Source organism: Kaistella yonginensis (assembly GCF_030409525.1).
In the GTDB taxonomy this organism is placed as follows: domain Bacteria; phylum Bacteroidota; class Bacteroidia; order Flavobacteriales; family Weeksellaceae; genus Kaistella; species Kaistella yonginensis.
The window spans coordinates 66,968-88,004 of record NZ_JAUFQB010000062.1; the positions used below are offsets into that span (position 1 = coordinate 66,968).

Genomic DNA, 21,037 nt, shown 5'->3' on the forward strand with positions numbered 1-21,037 from the left:
AAAAGTCACAAAGGAAATATTTCTTTTGTGGCTTTTTTGGTAAATTTGAGCCATGATAAAAAAACTCGACGGTTACGTCATTAAAACTTTTTTCGGTCCGTTTCTTTTCATATTCAGTGTGTTGTTTTTCATTTTTGTGGTGAACATCATCTGGATCCGATTGGCACAATTTACGGGTAAAGGTTTGAGTTATTGGGAGATTTTGAAACTGCTTTCTTATCTCTCGGCAATTGTTGTTCAATTGGTTCTCCCGTTGACTATTTTGCTTTCATCAATCATGACTTTTGGTGATTTTGGGGAGCGGTATGAGTTGGCAGCGATGAAAGCAGCTGGGATTTCCCTCACCCGAATTATGTTGCCACTATTCATTACTACCCTATTCTTTTCGGCCTTTCTGTTTGTCTTTTCGAATAGTGTGGTGCCCGATTTTCAACGAAAAGCCAAGAACATGTTGTACAATATTGCTGCAACGAAACCTGCACTGAACTTTACCCCTGGACAATTTATTCAGCAACTCCCAGGCTATAGTGTGAAATTTGATAAAATTACCGGCGACAATGGGGAGAATTTAACGGGAGTTTTTATTCATAAAATGGCAACTTCATTTGAAGACCAGCAATCTATTGTTGCAGAAAAAGGGAAGTTCGTTCCGGCGGATAATCCTAATTATTTGAAATTGGTTTTATTTAATGGTCATATCTACGAAGATCAATTGAATGGCATCGATTATAATGCCCGATTAAAACAACCCGATCAGGCGATTAAATTTGATACCTTGGTTTCCCATTTTAATATATCAGAAATTATTGATAAAGCGATTGAGGCCGAAAAAATTACCGATGACTATTCTTTCCAAAATGTGATTGAACTCAACACGACCATCCAAGAAACCAAGAAGAGCAATAATAATATCATGAGTAACCTGACTTATGAATTGGTAAGTCAGACTAACAGTTATGTAAGTTATATTGATAAAACGAAATCAAAAGTGACCGTAACAGCTCCCGCAAAAGTAGATACTGTTACTCTTAAAAAGAAGCAGGAAATGCTTTATTCAGCGTACAACAAGCTGGAAAACATCAAACAAGCGACGGTTGGCAAAGATTCTCAAATTAAAGATATGCATGCCTATTTTGCCCGTGTGGTAATGCACCAGCAAAGAATTGTTTCTTATTCTGTTACGTGTTTGATTTTCTTTTTAATCGGCTCAAGTTTAGGATCGATCATTCGTAAAGGCGGTTTAGGGCTGCCAGTCGTTATCGCGATTGTTGTATTTATCCTTTTTTATGTCCTTAACCTTTCCGCGGAAAACATTGCCTGGGCGGGCAAAATGGATCCTTATTTAGCAGCTTGGCTGCCCAATATAGTTTTGTTCCCTTTTGGTGCGTGGTTGACCTATAAAGCCTTAACCGATTCGCAACTTTTCGATATCGAAAAGTACAGAGCATTCTTTAAGCCTCTCGTTAAAAGGTTTACTAAAAATAAAGAACATCAACGTTATCGCTAACAGTGGTTATAGATTATAACATCATTAAAGGATGGGTTTTCTCATCCTTTCTTTTATCTACCTGGAAAGTTTAGCCTAATTTGAGACCATTCTACACCAGAATATTTTCTGTGCAAGCACAAAAAAAGTTTATTGAAGACTCAATAAACTTTAATAAGTATTAGTATTTTTTAAATCACGAGATGATTGAAATTACTTTAAGTATTTGGTAATCGATTCACTTGTAGGTTTTGTGGTGCTGATGAAAGAATCAATTAAATTACCATCTTCATCAATTAAGAATTTAGTAAAGTTCCATAGGATCGTGGTATTTTTAACACCATTTAAATCCTTTTCTGTAAGAAATTTAAAAATGGGGGCAGTGTCTTCGCCTTTCACTGAAACTTTCGCTGCCATTGGAAAGGTTACACCAAAGTTTTTTTCACAAAAAGCGCCTATTTCTTGATTGCTTCCAGGTTCTTGTCCACCAAAATTATTGGCCGGAAAACCAATCACCACTAATTTATCAGCATAGTCTTTGGATAATTTTTCTAAATCTGCGTATTGAGGTGTAAATCCGCATTCTGACGCGGTATTGACCACCAATATTTTCTTTCCTTTAAAATCAGCGAAGTTGATTTCTTTCCCATCCAGACTTTCTACTTTATAATCAAAAATTGTTTTATCCATCGTTGTTTGAGTGGTTTTAGGTTGAGAAATATCATTCTTTTGGTTCTTGCAACTTTGTAAAAAAGCGCCTGCAGCTAATATTGCTATAAATAATTTTTTCATCGTAACTAAAATTTAAATGTATTTGCGGGAAACACTTTATTGGTTTCTATTTTATTTAAGATCATTACATAATCGCTATCTTTCTTAGGCGAGACAGACACGATTCTGTACGGCATTAGCAAAGATCCGACCATTTTGAAATCTGAATATTCTAAGGTTTCATCTTTCTTAACTTCTTTCAAAAGCATATAGGTTTTGGTATCAAAAAAGTACAAAGTTTTGTTGATGTTTTTGGTCAACTCTACTTTATGACAATAGATTTCTCCTACTTTTTCTTTGCCAAGGTATTTCGCTTCAAAACCTTTGTTTTCCCAATCGATAAAATCATTATCAAAAGATTCTGCCAGATAGTTCGGATATTCTTGGATTTTGTTGGCCGCATAATTCATCGCATACCCTTTCGTACCATCATACCCTTCTACTGCGGTCTCTTTTTTATCAATGGTAATGGTGGTTTTCGTAAGATTCGGTCTTTGTTGGTAAATTTTTATCGGGTATTCATCATTAATTCCCAAAGTAACTCTGCCTTGTAACAACACTGAATTTAATAGTTTCCAATTGGTTAATCCACCTGATAATTCTATGTTTTTGTCGATAATCTCTTTTGCAGTTTGTGCGGAAACAATCGTACTAATTGTCATTAATAAAACTAAAAATACTTTTTTCATATAATAAAATTACACGTTGAATGCGGTCTTTATAAAATTAATTGCGGTAAAAATACTGCGCTGTTGGAACAGTTTTCAAATATATACTTTTTGAAATGAAATGATCGTAAAATCACCTTTGTTTAGCGATAATTTAACCAATTTTAAGAATATTATTACCAGTGATTTCTTAGGAATTGTTCTTGTTTTTCAAAATCAAACGGGCTTTTTCTAAATCTTCCGGCACATCAATTCCGACCCCTACGAAATCGGTTTCTATCATTTTAATTTTCATGCCGTATTCTAAATAGCGAATACATTCAATTTTCTCTGCAATTTCTAATGGTTGCATTTTCAATTTGGCAAAATTCAGCAAAGCCTTTTTCCTAAAAGCATAAACGCCGATATGTTTATAATATTCTGCTTTGATTGAAGTTTCTCGCGGATAAGGAATTACAGAACGGCTGAAATAAAGTGCAAAACCCTGCTGATCTGTAATAACTTTTACATGATTTGGATTTTCAATATCCTCTATTTCAGATAACTTAATCTTTAGAGAAGCCAGCGAAATTTGCGCTTCTTTATCATCTTTAAAAACAGAAATCAATTTTTTTAGTGGTTCTAATTTAAGAAAGGGTTCGTCACCCTGAACATTCACTACGATATCGCAGTCTATAGTTGCAACCGCTTCTGCAATTCGGTCACTACCCGTTTCGTGTTCGCCCGTCATTACGGCATTTCCACCGATATTTTTGATTTCATTATAAATCCTTTCAGAATCTGTGGCTACGAATACTTCATCAAATAATTGGGTGTCTACCACGTTTTGATAGGTTGTTGCAATGACGGTTTTTTCGTCCAACATCTGCATGAGTTTGCCGGGAAATCGGCTGGCTTCATATCGAGCGGGAATAACGGCTATAATTTTCATCTTCTGCAATGTACTTTAAGTCAATTTCTTCAATGCTAACTCTAGTCTTGGCAACATTTTTATTATTTCATCTTGAGATACACCACCTGCCGAAGCTCGGAACCAAGGCATATCTCGTGAGTTACCGAATGCGGAAAAAGGGATCAAAGCGATTCCTGCCTCTTCGATTAAATAGTAAACCAGATCGGAAGAATCATTAATTATGGTTCCATCTGGTTTCATTTTTCCAATAAAATCCAGTTTGATCGTTAAATAAAGTGCGCCCATCGGCTGAATACTATCTGCTGCGAAACCCGTATTTTTAAGATGTTGAATTCCGCCGTGAAGAATAGTTAAGCTTTCTGCAATTTCTCCTTTAAAATGATCCACGAACTCATCTACTTTTTCTGGGTGGTTTAGTAATACAGAAACCGCTTCCTGTTCAGGTTTTGGTGCCCAAGCTCCCACATGCCCAAGCAACGATTTCATTTTATCAATAATTAAAGAAGGTCCGAAACTCCAACCCACTCGAACGCCAGTCGCAGCAAAGCATTTGGAAGCTCCATCAATATAAATCGTATACTCCTTTAATTCAGGAAATAAGGAAACCGGGTCAAAATGTTTTTCGTCAAAAGTGAGCATCGCATAAATTTGATCATACAACAAGTACAGCGGCTTTTCGTCTTCCCGACGGTTTTTATTTTCCGCCACAATCATTTCACAAATATCGGTGAGTTGCTGTTTTGTAAACATCGTCCCTGTAGGGTTTAATGGCGAACAAAGCGCAATTAAAACAGCACCTTTTAAATGAGGTTTTAAATCTTCGGCGGTGGGCAGAAAATTATTTTCCTCTGAAGTCTCTACTTCAATTTTCTGAGCTTCCGTTAAATATGCATAATGGTTATTATTCCAGGAAGGAACAGGATAAATGACTTTATCAGCTGGATCCACAATTGTTTTAAATGCGGCGTAAATCAACGGCCTGGAACCACCTGCCACCAAAACATCATTTTCGGAATAATCTAAATTCCACCGATTTTTGATGTCTGTTGCAATGGCTTTCCGCAGAGATAAAAGTCCATTTGCTGGTGGATAATTGGTTAAATTATGCTGGTATGCTTTCTGAATTTCCTCTTTTAATAAATCCGGAATCGGATAAATATTAGAATTTAAATCACCGATGGTAAGATTGGCAATTTCAACACCTTGGGATTTTAGGTCATTAACTTGATTTCCTATTTTGATGATTTCGGAACCGACGAGATTGGCAGCCAGTTTTGATACTTTCATATTTTAGTATTTGCACATGAACATTAAAGAAACAGAAGTAAGACGCATTCTGATCATAAAATGAATATCTTACTTCCTATTTTATTTATTTACAGTTTTAAATCCGATTTAACCTGGTCAATTTTCTGACCTAAAGCTGCAGCTTTCGCTTTGAATTCTTCTTTTGAAGCAATTTGATCTTTAACAGAAACATAGAATTTAATTTTCGGTTCGGTTCCTGATGGGCGAACGCAAACTTTGGTTCCATCTTCGGTGTAATAAATCAAAACGTTTGATTTTGGAATTTCATCCATCACCGATTTTTCATGATTCATCATATTTAAAGAAGTCTGCTCCTGAAAATCTTTTACAATCGCCACTTTTGATCCTGCGATTTCTTTTGGCGGATTTTCGCGGAAATCTTTCATCATTTGAATAATTTCTTCAGCACCGGTTCTCCCCTTTCGGACTACGTTTACGAGTCCTTCATAATACATTCCGAGGTCTTTGTAAATCTCTATCATGTATTCAAACATGGTTGTATCATTCGCTTTGCACCAAGCTGCAATTTCGCAAGCCAGTAAAATTGAACCACAAGAATCTTTGTCGCGAACGAAGTCTCCGGTCATAAAGCCGAAACTTTCTTCGCCACCACAAATAAATTTTTCTTTTCCTTCGAAATCACGAATCATTTTGCCAATCCATTTAAAACCGGTTAGACCGACTTTACAGTCTACCCCAAATTTTTCAGCAATGTCAAAGAAAATATCCGAAGTTACAATCGTAGAACCGATGAATTCTTTTCCGGTAATTTTTCCCGCTTTTTTCCATTGGTCTAAAATATAATACGTTAAAATGGTGTTGGTTTGGTTTCCGTTAAGCAGCTGCATTTCACCATCTAAATTTCTCACCGCAATACCCAATCGATCACCATCTGGGTCAGTTCCCAACACAATATCACCATTGGTAATTCTAGCTAAATCCATTGCCATTTCTAAAGCTGCTGGTTCCTCTGGATTTGGTGAAGCAACCGTCGGAAAATTTCCACTTGGAATCATTTGTTCTCTAACCAAGTCAACTTTTTTAAAGCCCGCTTTGGCAAGCGCCTGTGGAACAGTCGCATAAGTTGTTCCGTGGATTGATGTGAATACAATATTCAAATTATCTCTGCCAACGTTTTGATAGAGAGAGTTTTCCATGCAGGCATCGATGTACACCTCGTCTTGTTCCGGACCAATCCATTCTATTAAATCATCATTGCCATTGAATTTAATTTCGCTGAATTTTACAGAATAAACTTCTTTGATAATATTTTCATCATCTGGCGGTACGATTTGGGCTCCATCATTCCAATAAACTTTGTAACCATTATATTCAGGCGGATTATGGGAAGCTGTTAAGACAATTCCTGCGTTGCATTTTTTATCTCGAACGGTGAAGGAAAGCTCGGGAGTTGGGCGGTGTTCCTTGAAGAGTAAAACTTTAATTCCGTTGGCCGTTAATACATCGGCACACATTTTCCCAAATTCTTTTGAGTTATGGCGCACATCATATGCAATCGCAACTTTGATGTGATTCTTCTCCGAATTCGTCGAACCTTCATTTTCTTGATTTGGAAACTGCTGATGGAGGTAATTTGCCAAACCTTGCGTGGCTTGCCCTAAGGTATATTTGTTTAAACGGTTTGTTCCAACGCCCATTATTCCGCGCATTCCACCGGTACCAAATTCGAGTTCACGGTAGAAAGAGTCTTCTAGTTCGTCAGCGCTGGTATCAATCCAGTTCTGAACTGTTTTTTGGGTTTCTTCATCGAAAGTATCTGTTAACCAGAGTTTTGCTTTTTCTATAGTTGTCATATCAAAATTTTTTTATTTCTAATTAAAGTTTTCAGCGCTGCATAGAACTCAATTTTATTCTAATTTTTCATGAATAACAGTGGCAGTTTCTTCTATTTTTACCGCACTGATCGGTTCGTTATAATAAGTCAGTTTTGCTGAATTTTGAATGAATCCTTTTAATGAATCTTTCACATTAAGTTCTGCGTAATTCCCGTTTTTTGACTCAATATTTAAATGATCAATCAGCCAATATGGAGCAATGATGCTGGCAGTATCAGAAATTTTTATCACCGCATCTTTTGTTTTCCCTAAAAAATTTGCACGGCTTTTATCTGTCATTTGCACTTCTGCTCTTCTCGAATTAACCGACCCAATAAATTTAGCACTATTTTTTAAAGAAAGTCGAAAATTATCGGTTTTAATTTCACTAGAGATATTTAATTCCACTGATTTAGCCAGCGATACTTTTTCTAAATTATATTTTGAATAAATGGTAATATTGTAAAAATCTACGCCTTCAGTTTCTCGACTTTCTGAAATAGTCAACGATTGATCTTTAACTTTAATTTTCAAATTATCGCTTACGTTTTCATAGGTCTCAATATTGATAAAACTGCTGTCACTTTTAATATAAAAAGCCCTGAACTTACCATCCAGATTAAGATTAACAAAGTCTTCTACTTTGATATCTTTGCTAGCAATATCCCCGTTAGGAGAAACTTTTCCGCAAGAAAATAAACCAAAAATAAGTACGATATAAATTACACTTTTCATTATTAAATTTTATCAAATCAGCATTTTAGTATTGAAACAACTCTTCTGAATTTGCTGAAACCAATTAGATTACTTCCTCTATATGATAATTCTCGTGCTGACGGTTGGTTCTGATTATCATTTCACCCAAAAATCCTGCGATGAAAAGAAGTGTTCCTAAGACCATCATGGTTAAAGCGATAAAAAACCAGGCATTATTGGTTAATAAATGTCCATAGATTCCTTGTGAAACATCGATTAATTTTGAAATTCCCAACCACATTGCAGATACCAATCCCACGATGAACATCACCGTTCCTACCGCTCCAAAAAAATGCATCGGTCGTCCACCGAACCGGCTCACAAACCAAAGCGTGATTAAATCTAAAAAGCCACGAACAAAACGTTCTGTTCCGAATTTTGATGTTCCATAAGGCCGAGCCTGATGCTGAACCGGCTTTTCGGTAATTTTTCTAAAACCTGCATTGGCAGCCAAAACCGGAATATAGCGGTGCATATCACCATAAACATCAATAGATTTTACCACCTGTTTTTTATACGCTTTTAAACCGCAATTAAAATCGTGCAATGAAACTCCAGAAATACTTCTCGCCGCAGCATTAAAGACTTTAGACGGAATATTTTTGGTCATTACATTATCATAACGCTTCTTTTTCCAACCTGAAACAATATCATAACCTTCTGTTTTAATCATTTCGTACAATTCGGGAATTTCTTCTGGAAAATCTTGTAAATCTGCATCCATCGTAATAACAACCTCGCCATTTGCTCTGGCAAAAGCAGCGTGTAATGCTTGTGATTTCCCATAATTCCGGGAAAACTTAATCCCATGAATTTGGGGATACTGAACTTTTAGATTTTCAATAATACTCCAAGAAAGATCGGTGCTTCCGTCATCTACAAACCAGATTTCGTAGGAAAGATGATGAGAAGTACAAACTTTGTCGATTCTTGAAAAAAGTTCTTCCAGGGATTCTTCTTCGTTGAGCAGTGGAATGATGATGGATAAATTCATTGATAATAAAAAGATTATGAAGACAAAATTAGGGGTTTATTTTTTTTAATCAGCTATGGTGTCAATGATTAAAATCAAAGTTCTGTTCTGCTCCGGAAAAAACTGGCAAAAAATGTGGATAAAATCACGTAAAAAAGAAGAATAGCAGCGAAATAATAGGTGAACTGCCGAAAATTGAACATGTCTTTTCCTGCAATCATTTTCGGGGCAAAACTTTCTTTTCTTTGTTGATACCTCGTTTCTAAATCCATTTTTTCTTCTGGTGTTTTTATAAATTGTTTGGCTTTGGTGTATTCTGCATCCAGTTCAATCTTCTGTCTTTCAATGTATTGAAAATTCAATAGATCTTTTGCAGCGGGATCTGCAAAATTTAAAAACAGATACATTCCCATTACGGATAAAAAACCACCGACAAACATCGGTTTAAAAGAGCGACCAAAAACATCACGAAAGCCCATTCTAACACCGGTTTTTTTCAATGAATCTACAGAGATGTAGGCGCCTGCCAAGTAAATAACGGGCATTAGAAAAGCATTGATAAGAAGGGAATTATTAAAGTATTCGGTATTCATACCGAAAAAATACATTCCTAGGAAGACCACCATCGTTGCGATAAACAACATGAAGCCAATGGTATAGATATTTTTTATCATATTTAAATTACTGATTTTTATTATTTCTTTCTTTAGTATTTTGAAATTTCAATTAAAGGCGTATCTTTGCAACGGCAAGTCCTAAACAACCAGCTCCTGAGACTCCTCCAGGGTGGGAACGCAGCAAAGGTAATCGGTTGTAGCGGTGTGATTTAGGTAGCTTGCCATTTTTTGTGCCTTAAACTCCCGTTTTTCCCTTGCAATTAAATTTTTTGCTTCTTCCGGATTTTCTTGGTTCTTTAAAATATTCCTCTGCATCATTTAAACTTTCATTTTTTTTTATTTCTTCACCTGTTTTTTCTTAACATAATTCTTTTGTTAAACATCAAATTCTTCACCTAATTTCGGTAAAGAGAAATGGATATTTCTTTCTGAAAAGAGTTGGTGCGCTTCGTCGTGGTTAATTTTAATCGGCGGAAAAGTATCAAAATGACACCCAATTACCCTCATTGTTTTCAATAATTCTGCGGCTGCAAAACTTGCTTTACGCGCACACATTGTGTAATGCGAACCCACAGGAAGAATGGCTAAATCAATATTCCCAAATAGTTTCGGAAACAGTTCCATATCAACCATTACTCCTGTATCTCCCGCGAAATAAATATTTTTACCGGAAAACCTAAACATATATCCGGCAGGTTCGCCACCATAAGTGCCATCGGGGAAAGAACTGGTATGACTGGCGGAAACCATTGATATTTTTAAATCATCAATTTTTGCCGAACCGCCGAAATTAATATCAATCGAATTCGGGTGACCAAAATAGCCACAAATCTCCGGCTGCCCGATTACAAATGCTTCTGGATAATGTTGCAAAACTTCGTTTACATCTGCAATATGATCCCCGTGTGCATGGGTAATCAATACAAAATCGATTTTTTGTGCAGTGATATTAAAACCCGATTTCTCTTTTTGATAATTATAAAAAGGATCTGCTAGTATATTTTTTCCTTGATACGTAAACAAAAAACAGTTTTGCCCGAGAAATTTTATTTTCATTTTCAAACCTTTTAGATTTAGTAAATATTTAATTAAAATAATTTAACCCAGCAGCGACCAAAACAGCCATGGTTAAGGTTAATATTCCTACTTGTTTTAAGAACGGGTCCAACTCTCTCGGTTCCTTTACCTGCATGATTTTTCTTCTTACCGCAGTCATCGGAAGCATTAAGATGAAAAAGATAAAAGCATAATATTTCCCTTGGGTGTGCAAACCATTCATCATCATAAAGACCAACATTAAAAGCAGAGGTAGTTGCAATAAGATAATCTCATAGACCATCGCTTTTTTAAATCCTAATCTTAGAGCCAATGTTTTCTTACCGCTGGCAGCATCACTTTCAATGTCGCGCATATTGTTAAGATTTAAGACCGCTGCACTCAACAAACCAACTGCAGTGGCGGGCAATAATATATCCCAATCAAAATTTTTGGTAAACAGGAAATAACTTCCACAAACAGAAACAAGTCCAAAAAAGATAAAAACCATGAGGTCGCCTAAACCTAAATAACCATAGGGTTTTTTACCTACAGTGTAGCCAATTGCCGCCAAAATGCAGGCAACTCCCAGACCAACAAACGTGTAAAATTCGTTCATCAAATTTTCTTTGAAGAAAGCCAAATAAAGAAGTGCAATCGTTGCTACCAAAGACAAAATAGAAAATAAAATCACTGCATTGCGCATTTGCGTTGCGGTTATCCTTCCAGAAGCTACAGCTCTTTGCTCTGCTTCATTAATTCTTAATTGGTCGGTTCCTTTGATCCCATCGCCATAATCATTGGCAAAATTTGAAAGGATTTGATAGAGCAAAGTAACCAACATTGCCATTGCAAAAATGGTCCAGTCCCAAGTTCCACCCTGTTCTAGTATTCTCCATCTTGCGATGAAAGAACCTAAAATAATTCCACTCATAGAAAGTGGTAAAGTGCGCAGACGTGCTGCTTTGATCCAATCAGTCATATTTTTGAGATTTGAGATTTAGAGATTTGAGATAAGAGAGCAGTCTATTTTTTTGAATATCTATGATCTCATATCTTAAAGTCTCGTGTCTCATTTACGATATCCAGTTATTATCACCGAAGTCGGGTTTTCTTTTTTCAAGGAAAGCATTTCGACCTTCTTTTGCTTCTTCGGTCATATAAGCCAATCGGGTTGCTTCGCCAGCAAAAACCTGCTGTCCCACCATTCCGTCATCGGTTAAATTCATCGCAAATTTGAGCATTCTAATAGACATTGGCGATTTTCCTAAAATTTCTTCAGCCCATTCATAAGCGGTATCTTCTAACTCTGCATGTGGGATTACGGCGTTCACCATACCCATGTCTGCTGCTTCTTGAGCCGAATAATTTCGACCTAGAAAGAAAATTTCTCGGGCTTTTTTCTGTCCAACCATTTTTGCTAAATAAGCAGAACCATAACCACCATCAAAACTGGTCACATCGGCATCGGTTTGTTTAAAAATCGCATGTTCTTTGCTCGCTAAAGTCAAGTCACAAACGACATGCAGCGAATGTCCGCCACCAACTGCCCAACCATTTACCACCGCAATTACCACTTTTGGCATAAAACGAATCAAGCGTTGAACTTCTAAAATATTCAACCGGTGCCTGCCATCTTCACCCACATAACCCTGTTCCCCACGCGCTTTCTGATCACCACCACTGCAAAATGCGTGGCCGCCATCTTTCGGACTCGGCCCTTCACCGGTCAATAATACAACACCTACCGAAGAATCCTCGGAAACGTGGTAAAAAGCATCATATAATTCGGAGGTCGTTTTTGGGCGAAATGCATTGCGCACTTCCGGTCTGTTAAAAGCGATTCGTGCAACGCTTCCTTTCTTCTGATACGTAATATCTTCGTATATTTTGACGGTTTTCCAGTCTGCCATTTTGCGTAAAATTTTGCGTAAAGATAGGGAATTTTGCAAGGTTTGACCAAATGAAAATCAGCCGATATTCTGGAAAGTTGTAGTTTTTTTGGAGCTTGAAATGAGGGATTCCTCCTAAAATCCGGTCCCGCTCTCCGTTACAATTTTTCTAAGCCAAAGCCCGAGCCACACGCTTTTAGAAAAGATTTTCACTACGATCGGGGCTACAATAACTTTTTTGATTTTTAATTAAAAAGCGATAATTAAAGATTCTCTTCACCGATTTCATCGTTTTCCTGAAGTACTTTTTCTGCTCGTTCGAGATCATGTGGGTTTACGAGAAGATAATAATTTTGAGTTATCGGAATAACAGCGATATTATTAACATATTCATTTTTAATATAACTGGGGATTTCTCGAGATTCGAGTTTTGTTTTTGCAATTTCTATCTCGTAAAGATAAGAGGATTGAAAAATGGGAACTAATTCTGACATAATTTCTTTTTGGAAAGTTAGTTAATTTTTCGGAATCAAAGATTGGTTAACGCATCATGCATAGACTGAACGGTGAAAAAGCAAAACGCTTTGCGCATTACCAAAAAAACGAAAAAATTCATTTAGTCTCGATTTCGATTTCATTTTTGAAAGTGGTCAATATCTAAATTTTAGGTAAAGATTGTTTAGTTATAATTATAAGAAGCATGCAAATATCATATATCATTGATTTTGAATGAATATGATTTAAAAATATTTTATACTTTTGTAAAAATTAAATCAATGAAAAAATTAGTTCTTTTATTATCTCTTATAATTTCTACAATTGCTTTCAGCCAAGAAGCTGCCGCTAAAAAAGTGGGTCCACCGGAAGGACAGGCTTTGATTGGAGAGATTTATGGAGCAGGCGTATCTACAAAAGCCGAGAAATCTGCCATGACCACAAAGAAATTAGATCAAAAATTAAAAAAATCTGCAAAGCTCGATAACGTAGCAGTAAAAGGAAAAGTAGTTAAGGTTTGCGATAAAAAGGGCTGCTGGTTCACCGTGGAAACCGATAATAACGAAAAGTTTTTCGTAAAAATGAAAGACTATGCCTTTTTTGTTCCTACTGCTCTGGAAGGAAAGACCATAATTTTGGAGGGAAATGCAGAAGCAAAAGTAACTTCTGTAGACGAGCAGAAGCATTATGCCGAAGACGCTAAAAAATCACAAGCAGAAATTGACGCTATTACAAAACCTGAAGAAGAAATTAGATTTATGGCGAGCGGAATTAAAGTAGTTGACTAATTTTCAATTACATAACAATAAAAAAGCGAAGTCCAGTGACTTCGCTTTTTTTTTATTCAATCAGGAAATTAACTTCTTCATCCAACCGGGGGAATTTATGAGCTGAAACAAAGGTTTTTCCTGTACAATCGATTTCCTTCCAGCCCTTTTTGCTGCCGATGTCGCCTACTTCAACGATGATTGGTTTAAAAGAAATTTCTTTGGCACCAAGCTGAATTTCTTCTTGGTATTGAACAGCAATATCTAAAATACATTCAAAATCAGTATTTAATTTTACATTTCTGTAGATGAGATCAAAGTGCGATTCTTTATTTTCAGGAATTTGGTGATACGCTTCCCAACCATCCGTTTCATGATGCAATTCAGAAATAGCCACAAGTCCTTCATAAAAAGCCAGGGTATAATATTTACGGGTTTTTATTCGATAATAATCATCTTGGAAATGACCACCTTCATATAAAATGGTCGGAATACCGATTTTGGTAAAATTATCTCCTGTTGAACTCGGATAAAACTCATCTGAATATCGGGCAATCTGGTGCGGAATTTCGGTTTTTAATTTTTCATAAATACGTACGATAACAGCCATGGCTTTTTTCCTTGTTTCCGTGATTGTTCGTTCGTGATCCTGGGAAGGAGCTAAAAAAGATAAAGTCGCGGGATGGATACCATCAGTACTGAAAATGGTTCTCTGCTCGTGCAAATTTAAAGCGTAATCATATCTGCCACTTTGAGCCAATTCTTTTAATAAAGGAAACTCTTTGCTCGAAACCTTCAAATAATCTCTGTTTAAATCGATATTCAATCCATTTCTTCTGGACCATTTTTCTGAGCCGTCAGGATTTAACATAAAAATAAAATCCAATGAAATTTTTGAAAAAAGTTCAGTTTTAGTACTTGGCTGATTCTTAAAAATCTCTAATAAATCAAGCATGGCATGAGTAGAATTCGACTCATTTCCATGCATTTGCGACCAGGCCAACACTTTAATTTTACCAGTACCCACACTCATTTTATAAATAGGTTTTCCTAAATATGATGAACCAACCGCTGTAATTCGATCGCTGTAATTCTCCTGTAGAAAATAAAATAATTTTTCTGGGGAAATATACCGGTTTGGGAAATTTGGGTTTTGTTGGTAGTTCAAGTTTATTGGCATGTATTTTAATTTTACAATTTCCAAATTTAGATTTTTCTTTCTTAAAAATAAAATTTACTTTTGTAAATAAATTAAACACTCCGATAGGTCAGAATGTCTGTTGGTAAATTTGTGGATTGCATTATTTTAAAATAAATTTTATAATATTATGAATATCAGTTATTTATTAACTTCATATAAAGTATTTTTACATATTTGCTTTAGGTGAAATCTACGATGCAAAACTCCATATGATGGTAATTAATGTAAACGCATATTAGGTTATATTCTTTAGTTAAATTATCTCGTTTACAAATGTAAACAAAGGCATAATTCTTTAATTTGATTATATTTGCATTTTAAAATTTTATGACAAACGAGAGTATTTTTCTATTAGGTTTCATCGTCTTTATTCTTATTATCCTGGCTTTGGATTTAGGCTTACTCAATAAAAAATCCGACACCGTTTCGATGAAACAAGCCGGATTGATGAGTTTCTTCGTGGTCGCATTATCCATGTGCTTTTATTTTGTGTTAACGAACTACGGTCACCTACTCCATGGCATTGACAGTATTGAAAAGTTACAGCAGGTCATTTCAAAACACCACCATCCCGTAAAAATAATTCCTGGTGATTTAGGAAGTAGTCTTTATTTATATAATCAAAATCTAGGTCTGGAATATCTAACCGGCTATGTTGTTGAATATGCGTTATCTATTGATAATATCTTTGTAATGGTTCTTGTATTTACGGCCTTTGGCGTAGCTCCAAGAAATTATCACCGAGTACTGTTTTGGGGGATTCTAGGTGCTATTGTCATGCGGTTCATCTTTATCTTTGTGGGAGCAGCACTGATCCAGAAATTCGAGTGGATTATGTATGTATTTGGAGCCTTTCTGGTTTTTACGGGAATCAAAATGTTTTTTGATAAAGACCACGATGAACAGATCGATACCCAAAAGCATCCAGTGGTAAAATTTGCCAATAAATACTTCAAAGTTCATAACCACTTTGTCGGGAATAAATTTTTTGTAACCATTAACGGCGTTAAAAAAATGACGCCCTTGTTTCTTGTTCTGATCATCATAGAATTTACCGACTTAATCTTTGCAGTAGATAGTATACCAGCAATATTCTCTGTAACCAAAGATCCTTACATCGTTTTCTTTTCAAATATATTTGCCATTATCGGGCTACGTTCAATGTTCTTCTTATTAGCAGGAGTGATTGATAAATTTAGATTCTTGAAAGTCGGTTTAGCCTTACTGTTGACCTTTATCGGTTTGAAAATGTTATTTCATGAATTTCTTGACAAAGTAGGTTTTTCAACAACCGATTCATTGTTCATTATTGTAGGAATTTTAGGTGGAAGCGTCTTTCTTTCGCTGGTCTTACCTGAAAAAAAGAAAGACCGAAAATTAAAATATGATCCTAAAAACGAGGACCATTTCCGAAAATAATTTAGTAATGTAAATAGCTAATAATTCTGTAAACCAATGGCTTAAATTAACAATTTACTTTTGTAAAATTATTATTCGCACGCTAGTTTACTTTTGTAATTTATAATTGTAAAATAATATTTACATTTGTAATATGGATTTAAAGGAAAGAATTTCAAAAGTTATCGGTTATTCTGCGCTTTCATTGTCGGAGTTTGCAGATGAAATCGACGTACAGCGCTCGAGCATTTCTCATATTACCTCTGGCAGAAATAAACCCTCGCTCGATTTTTTAATTAAAATAAAAAACCGCTTCCCCGATCTAGAATGGGAATGGTTGATTGAAGGTGAAGGTGAAATGTTAAAAATTATAGAAATCCCTGCTGATGTAATAGATAGTACAAAAAAAACAAGTCCTACTTCTATACCCGATTTATTCTCATTAATTAATGATGAAGCATTTGGAATCACCGAATCAGAAGATCGAATTGAATCTAAAGTTTCGCAAGAATCAAATATTTCTGACCCAGTTGTAGAAAAAATGAAAATATCCGATTCTCAGCGATTAGCATTGCCACAAATATCACTTGAACCTGAATCAGTTGATAAAGAAGAAGTTAAAGTTAAAAGAATTGTACTCTTTTATGAAAACGGAAAATTTGAAACTTTTGAACCGTAAATTGATTTTTGGGAATGTTTCATCTAAACATTCAGCATTTTTTTAATTTGTACATTTGATTGCACCCTCCTAAATGAATTGTTATGAAATTGGCTGATCTTGCAAATGAACTAAATATTCCTACTGAAAGTTTTATCAAATTTATTCAGGATTTTGATCTAGAACTTTCTGAATGTATTACCACCAACTTTGATGTTAAAGAAGACTTTGTGAAATTTGCCCGAGAAAATATTGTTTTCTTAAAAAAATATTCCGAAGATTTAAATCAAAATAAATCAATTGAAGATATCGCAGAAAATATTGCGCAACCCAGTAGTAAAGTTGCAGAAATTATTAAGAAAGAAAAGCCCAAACTTTTTGATAATGGGAAATACAAATCCTCGGTTTCAAGTTTTGGTATAGACAATCAACTTGGCGGAAATTATAAATTTGTGTATAATTATTTCGGTAAGAGTACACGCTTAGCAGAACGCGATTTTATTGGGTACCGTGATTTATTTTTCTTTATTTCTCAAAATTTGGAACCGTTTCTAAGCAACCTTTCTGTGGAAGATTGGGGAATTCACAAGCCAGCCGGAATCGTTTTATACGGGCCACCGGGCAGTGGTAAGATTTTTTGGGTCAATAAAATTGCAGAGATTATTTCTTATGAATTCAAGGAAATAAAAAAGCATTTTCTGGGAACAACTTATGTTGATGACCAAAAAATCACCTTCAATGATTTCCTGATCCAAATGATGAAAAATGAAAAAGTGGTGCTTTTTCTGGAAAATTTTGATGAATTAATGAGTGAACGCGGTGAAGAAAAATCAGTAAAAAGTTGTGACGAAGAGACCAAAGAGTTGATTCTTCATCATATCAGCCATTTTGAAGAGGAAAAAATTCTGATGGTTGGCGGCGCAAACTCTTTACTTAATATAGACAAAACACTTTTAGCTCCCGGTCGGTTTGATGTTCTCATTCCTATATTCCCCCCCCCAATTTGAAAGAACGTGCAGAATTACTACTCTACTATATGACTGAAAATCTTTCTGATGAAGCTTTGCTCCTACAAATTCTAACACACAATAAAGCACACCAACTTCCTTTTTGGACCGGTATTTCAAAAAAAATGCAAGCTTTTTCAAATACCATGGTGATCGATTTTACCCAAAGTTTGAAAAAAAGAATTAGAAATATCTATTTAAAAGATTCTGAAAAGACCATTAAAATAACGCAGAAAATACTCGATGCTTCTTTACGAGATGCTTCATCAAAATTAACTGCAACTTATTTAGATCAAATTCAACAATTTATTTTTGATGTCTCTTTGAATAATTACGAAGATTTTACGCAAAGAATCGAAGCATTGAAAATTGAATTAGATCATTATAAATTGGTAGCAGAACCCAAAAAACCAATCGGTTTTAGTCATAATGACGATCAGAAAGCAAAAAAATAACCCATTGTTTATCAATGGGTTACGTTTTTTTTAAAATTTAAGATTTTAGCGTTTTAGAAACTCCTATTTCATAAACCATGGCTTGCTTTAAATATTTTGACCGTTCTCTGGAAGTTACAGATTCAAATTGATTGTTTTTAAGAACAATAATGGGGTCTTCTGAAATTTCAATCTCGGCGTTTGCGATGTATTTCTCTTCTGGACTGTCGTCTTCCAAATCAGATTTTCTTTCTTGTAATTGATCTGCAAAATCACGAAACTCTGGCTCGGATGAATGAATAAATTTATACTCTGACCCAGCTTCCACGAAAAAATGCATTTTTCTTGAAATCAAACCAGCTTCAGTAGTGAGTTGGGGATTATCATTTCCATCTTTAAAAGCCACTTCAACCAAAGTTCCTGAATTTTGAGCTGCATAATTATCAGCATCCGAATAGGTTGCAAATCCGACTACAATCTCTTGATTGTCCATTTCATATTTTACTAATTTTTCAGAGTTATACGTTTCCATAATGTTAATTTTTTAATGATATGATTAATAATATCAATTATATTGCCATTAAAATTCAACAGCAGAAAAATTAACGGTATTTTAAGAAATTTGCTATCTTTGAAATCTTACTTAATTCATTATGAAAAAAATCCTATTCTCAATTTCAATTTTAACATCGGTGGCTTATTTCTCGCAAGAAATAACTTTAGACAAAATATACTCTGGTTATTACCGGGGCAAAGGAATTTCTGGTATTTCGTCTCTGAAAAATGGCGAAAATTACGTTGTTATAGAGCAAGGCGGAATCGCAAAATACTCCTATAAAACCACGCAAAAAGAAGGAAATATCGTCGATGGAAGATTTCAATCGTATATTTTTAATGATGATGAATCAAAAATCCTCTTGTTAAAAGAAAGTGAACCTATTTATCGGCATTCGTTTTTTGGTAAATTTGATGTTAAAGATTTAAAATCGGGAACAGTTCTTCATTTAAATAATGGGAATTTTGTGCAGGAACCAACTTTTTCGCCGGATGGAAATAAAGTTGCGTTTATCGCAGAAAATAATTTATTTTATCAGGATTTGAATTCGGGGAAAATCACTCAGATTACATCTGATGGCAAGAAAAACTCCATATTAAACGGATTGGGAGATTGGGTTTATGAAGAAGAGTTTGGGCATGCGAAACTCTATGAGTGGACAAAAAATTCCGACGCGATTATTTTTGTAAAATCAGATGAGTCAGTCGTACCAGAAATGTTTATTCCCATTTATGGCAAGCAACTCTACCCTTCAGAAATGCGCTTTAAATATCCAAAAGCTGGTGAAAACAATTCAATCGTTTCGGCACAACTATACCGCTTGGATTCTGCAAAAACCACAGCACTAAACTTAAGTAGTTTTAAGAATTATTATATCCCGAATGTTTATAGAACTTCTAAGGCAGACGAAATTATTTTAGTAACTTCTGAGCGATTACAAAATGCTTCAGATGTTTTAAAAGTAAATACCAAAACGGGAAGCGTTACCAAATTGTTTACCGAATCTGATAAGAGATGGATTGATACCGACAATGTAACACTAGAGTTTTTGGCTGATAATTCATTTATTTGGGGTGCAGAGCGCGATGGCAATCGTCATTTATATTTATATGATGAGAACGGGAAATTAAAAAAACAGATTACAAAAGGCAACTGGGAAGTAACAAATTACTATGGTTACAATCCTAAAACCAAGGAGGTTTTTATACAGACCACCCAGCAAGGAAGCATTAATAAAGTAGTTTCCAAAGTTAATATTAATACAGGAAAGACCACATTAATCTCGAATGATAAAGGAACCAATAGTGCAAACTTTAGCCAAAACTATAAGTATTTCATCGAAACTTCTTCTTCTGCAGAAAAGCCTTATACCTACGTTTTAAAAGATGGAAATGGAAAGACCATAAAGGAATTGCAGAATAATAATGAACAACTTAAAAAGCTTCAGGCCGATCAGATGGTTACCAAAGAGTTTTTCACCATTCCTAATGAAGCAGGCGATCAGATGAATGCCTGGGTGATGAAGCCAAAAGACTTTGACCCCAATAAGAAATACCCATTATTTATGTTCCAGTATTCTGGGCCAGGATCGCAGCAAGTTACCAATTCTTGGGATCAGGGAAATGGTTTATGGTTCAATCATTTGGTTCAGAAAGGATATATTGTAGCCTGTGTTGATGGTCGTGGAACCGGATACAAGGGAACAGAGTATAAAAAAACGACCTATTTAAATTTAGGGAAATATGAAATTGATGATCAAATTGCAGCTGTAAGATGGTTTGGCAAACAATCATACATCAACAAAGACCGAATCGGGATTTTCGGTTGGAGTTACGGCGGATATATGGCGAGTTTGGCATTAACAAAAGGTGCCGATGTTTTCAAAGCAGGAATTGCCGTGGCACCGGTTACAAACTGGAGATATTACGATTCAATCTACACCGAAAGATTCATGAGAACCCCTCAGGAAAATCCAAAAGGTTATGACGATAATTCACCTACAACATACGCTAATTTATTAAAAGGAAATTATCTTCTCATCCACGGAACTGCAGATGATAACGTTCATTTCCAGAACGCAATGGAATTTTCTGAAGCACTAATTCAAGCCAACAAACAATTTGAATTCATGGCCTATCCTGATAAAAACCACGGAATTTATGGCGGACAGACCCGGCCACAGTTGTATCAAAAAATGACAGATTTCTTGCTAAAGAATCTTTAAAATAAATATGGAAATTAAGAGCTCCCAGACCACTATTTTGGGG

21 protein-coding genes and 1 other RNA gene are annotated in these 21,037 nt (G+C 35.3%); 8 read left to right on the top strand and 14 right to left on the bottom strand.

All coding sequences use genetic code 11. The features are described 5' to 3' along the window. Window positions 1-52 precede the first annotated feature (52 nt). Complete coding sequence (locus tag QWY78_RS13845) at window positions 53-1,507, top strand: LptF/LptG family permease (RefSeq protein ID WP_290220824.1); 1,455 nt, start codon at window positions 53-55, stop codon at window positions 1,505-1,507. Between the two features lie 192 nt (window positions 1,508-1,699). Here the strand turns inward: QWY78_RS13845 and QWY78_RS13850 are convergent, their stop codons facing one another. The 8 genes from QWY78_RS13850 to QWY78_RS13885 all read right to left on the bottom strand — a co-directional run bounded on the left by QWY78_RS13850 (window position 1,700) and on the right by QWY78_RS13885 (window position 9,384). After that, window positions 1,700-2,278: a glutathione peroxidase gene (locus QWY78_RS13850; protein WP_290220826.1), complete on the bottom strand. Its 579-nt coding sequence runs from the start codon at window positions 2,276-2,278 to the stop codon at window positions 1,700-1,702. A gap of 5 nt (window positions 2,279-2,283) precedes the next feature. Beyond that, a complete protein-coding gene (locus tag QWY78_RS13855; RefSeq protein WP_290220828.1) occupies window positions 2,284-2,946 on the bottom strand; it encodes a histidine kinase in 663 nt (220 codons plus the stop codon). A 169-nt stretch (window positions 2,947-3,115) separates the two neighbouring features. After that, a complete protein-coding gene (kdsB, locus tag QWY78_RS13860; RefSeq protein WP_290220830.1) occupies window positions 3,116-3,856 on the bottom strand; it encodes a 3-deoxy-manno-octulosonate cytidylyltransferase in 741 nt (246 codons plus the stop codon). A 15-nt stretch (window positions 3,857-3,871) separates the two neighbouring features. Then, window positions 3,872-5,125, bottom strand: coding sequence for a pyridoxal phosphate-dependent aminotransferase (locus tag QWY78_RS13865; RefSeq protein WP_290220832.1), 1,254 nt, complete (start codon window positions 5,123-5,125; stop codon window positions 3,872-3,874). 89 nt (window positions 5,126-5,214) lie between these two features. Continuing rightward, window positions 5,215-6,960, bottom strand: a complete 1,746-nt coding sequence (locus tag QWY78_RS13870) for a phospho-sugar mutase (RefSeq protein ID WP_290220834.1) — start codon at window positions 6,958-6,960, stop codon at window positions 5,215-5,217. Window positions 6,961-7,014: 54 nt separating this feature from the next. Further along, on the bottom strand, window positions 7,015-7,716 hold the full coding sequence (locus tag QWY78_RS13875; protein WP_290220837.1) for a GIN domain-containing protein: 702 nt from the start codon (window positions 7,714-7,716) through the stop codon (window positions 7,015-7,017). A gap of 64 nt (window positions 7,717-7,780) precedes the next feature. Continuing rightward, on the bottom strand, window positions 7,781-8,731 hold the full coding sequence (locus tag QWY78_RS13880; protein ID WP_290220839.1) for a glycosyltransferase family 2 protein: 951 nt from the start codon (window positions 8,729-8,731) through the stop codon (window positions 7,781-7,783). 74 nt (window positions 8,732-8,805) lie between these two features. Continuing rightward, on the bottom strand, window positions 8,806-9,384 hold the full coding sequence (locus QWY78_RS13885) for a DUF4199 family protein (RefSeq protein ID WP_290220841.1): 579 nt from the start codon (window positions 9,382-9,384) through the stop codon (window positions 8,806-8,808). Between the two features lie 72 nt (window positions 9,385-9,456). Between QWY78_RS13885 and ffs the strand changes: the two genes are divergently transcribed. Further along, an RNA gene (gene ffs, locus QWY78_RS13890) (signal recognition particle sRNA small type) lies at window positions 9,457-9,554 on the top strand. A 148-nt stretch (window positions 9,555-9,702) separates the two neighbouring features. On the opposite strand, the gene QWY78_RS13895 is transcribed toward ffs, so the two are convergent. From QWY78_RS13895 to QWY78_RS13910, 4 genes are all read right to left on the bottom strand, one after another. Beyond that, on the bottom strand, window positions 9,703-10,383 hold the full coding sequence (locus QWY78_RS13895) for a metal-dependent hydrolase (protein WP_290220843.1): 681 nt from the start codon (window positions 10,381-10,383) through the stop codon (window positions 9,703-9,705). Window positions 10,384-10,411: 28 nt separating this feature from the next. Further along, a complete protein-coding gene (gene menA / locus QWY78_RS13900; RefSeq protein WP_290220845.1) occupies window positions 10,412-11,344 on the bottom strand; it encodes a 1,4-dihydroxy-2-naphthoate octaprenyltransferase in 933 nt (310 codons plus the stop codon). 94 nt (window positions 11,345-11,438) lie between these two features. After that, window positions 11,439-12,275, bottom strand: a complete 837-nt coding sequence (locus tag QWY78_RS13905) for a 1,4-dihydroxy-2-naphthoyl-CoA synthase (protein ID WP_290220847.1) — start codon at window positions 12,273-12,275, stop codon at window positions 11,439-11,441. A 242-nt stretch (window positions 12,276-12,517) separates the two neighbouring features. Then, window positions 12,518-12,748 (bottom strand): putative signal transducing protein, encoded by a 231-nt coding sequence (locus QWY78_RS13910; protein ID WP_290220849.1) that lies wholly within the window; start codon window positions 12,746-12,748, stop codon window positions 12,518-12,520. A 282-nt stretch (window positions 12,749-13,030) separates the two neighbouring features. Between QWY78_RS13910 and QWY78_RS13915 the strand changes: the two genes are divergently transcribed. Next, window positions 13,031-13,537 carry a DUF4920 domain-containing protein gene (locus QWY78_RS13915; RefSeq protein ID WP_290220851.1) on the top strand — a complete coding sequence of 169 codons (507 nt, stop codon included), beginning with the start codon at window positions 13,031-13,033 and terminating at the stop codon, window positions 13,535-13,537. Window positions 13,538-13,589: 52 nt separating this feature from the next. Here the strand turns inward: QWY78_RS13915 and QWY78_RS13920 are convergent, their stop codons facing one another. Continuing rightward, the gene (locus QWY78_RS13920) at window positions 13,590-14,696 is read right to left on the bottom strand and encodes a M14 family zinc carboxypeptidase (RefSeq protein ID WP_290220853.1); all 1,107 of its coding nucleotides are present in this window, start codon (window positions 14,694-14,696) and stop codon (window positions 13,590-13,592) included. A 348-nt stretch (window positions 14,697-15,044) separates the two neighbouring features. Here QWY78_RS13920 and QWY78_RS13925 point away from each other — a divergent pair, with 348 nt between their 5' ends. The 4 genes from QWY78_RS13925 (at window position 15,045) to QWY78_RS13940 (ending at window position 18,235) form a co-directional block, all read left to right on the top strand. Continuing rightward, on the top strand, window positions 15,045-16,136 hold the full coding sequence (locus tag QWY78_RS13925) for a TerC family protein (RefSeq protein ID WP_290220854.1): 1,092 nt from the start codon (window positions 15,045-15,047) through the stop codon (window positions 16,134-16,136). A gap of 133 nt (window positions 16,137-16,269) precedes the next feature. After that, window positions 16,270-16,794 (top strand): helix-turn-helix domain-containing protein, encoded by a 525-nt coding sequence (locus QWY78_RS13930; RefSeq protein WP_290220855.1) that lies wholly within the window; start codon window positions 16,270-16,272, stop codon window positions 16,792-16,794. A gap of 83 nt (window positions 16,795-16,877) precedes the next feature. Then, a complete protein-coding gene (locus tag QWY78_RS13935) occupies window positions 16,878-17,780 on the top strand; it encodes an AAA family ATPase (protein WP_290220856.1) in 903 nt (300 codons plus the stop codon). 29 nt (window positions 17,781-17,809) lie between these two features. Further along, window positions 17,810-18,235, top strand: a complete 426-nt coding sequence (locus QWY78_RS13940) for a hypothetical protein (protein WP_290220857.1) — start codon at window positions 17,810-17,812, stop codon at window positions 18,233-18,235. Window positions 18,236-18,272: 37 nt separating this feature from the next. Here QWY78_RS13940 and QWY78_RS13945 read toward each other — a convergent pair whose 3' ends face one another. Continuing rightward, a complete protein-coding gene (locus tag QWY78_RS13945) occupies window positions 18,273-18,746 on the bottom strand; it encodes a hypothetical protein (RefSeq protein ID WP_290220858.1) in 474 nt (157 codons plus the stop codon). 121 nt (window positions 18,747-18,867) lie between these two features. Between QWY78_RS13945 and QWY78_RS13950 the strand changes: the two genes are divergently transcribed. Continuing rightward, the gene (locus QWY78_RS13950) at window positions 18,868-20,994 is read left to right on the top strand and encodes a S9 family peptidase (RefSeq protein ID WP_290220859.1); all 2,127 of its coding nucleotides are present in this window, start codon (window positions 18,868-18,870) and stop codon (window positions 20,992-20,994) included. Window positions 20,995-21,037 lie beyond the last annotated feature (43 nt).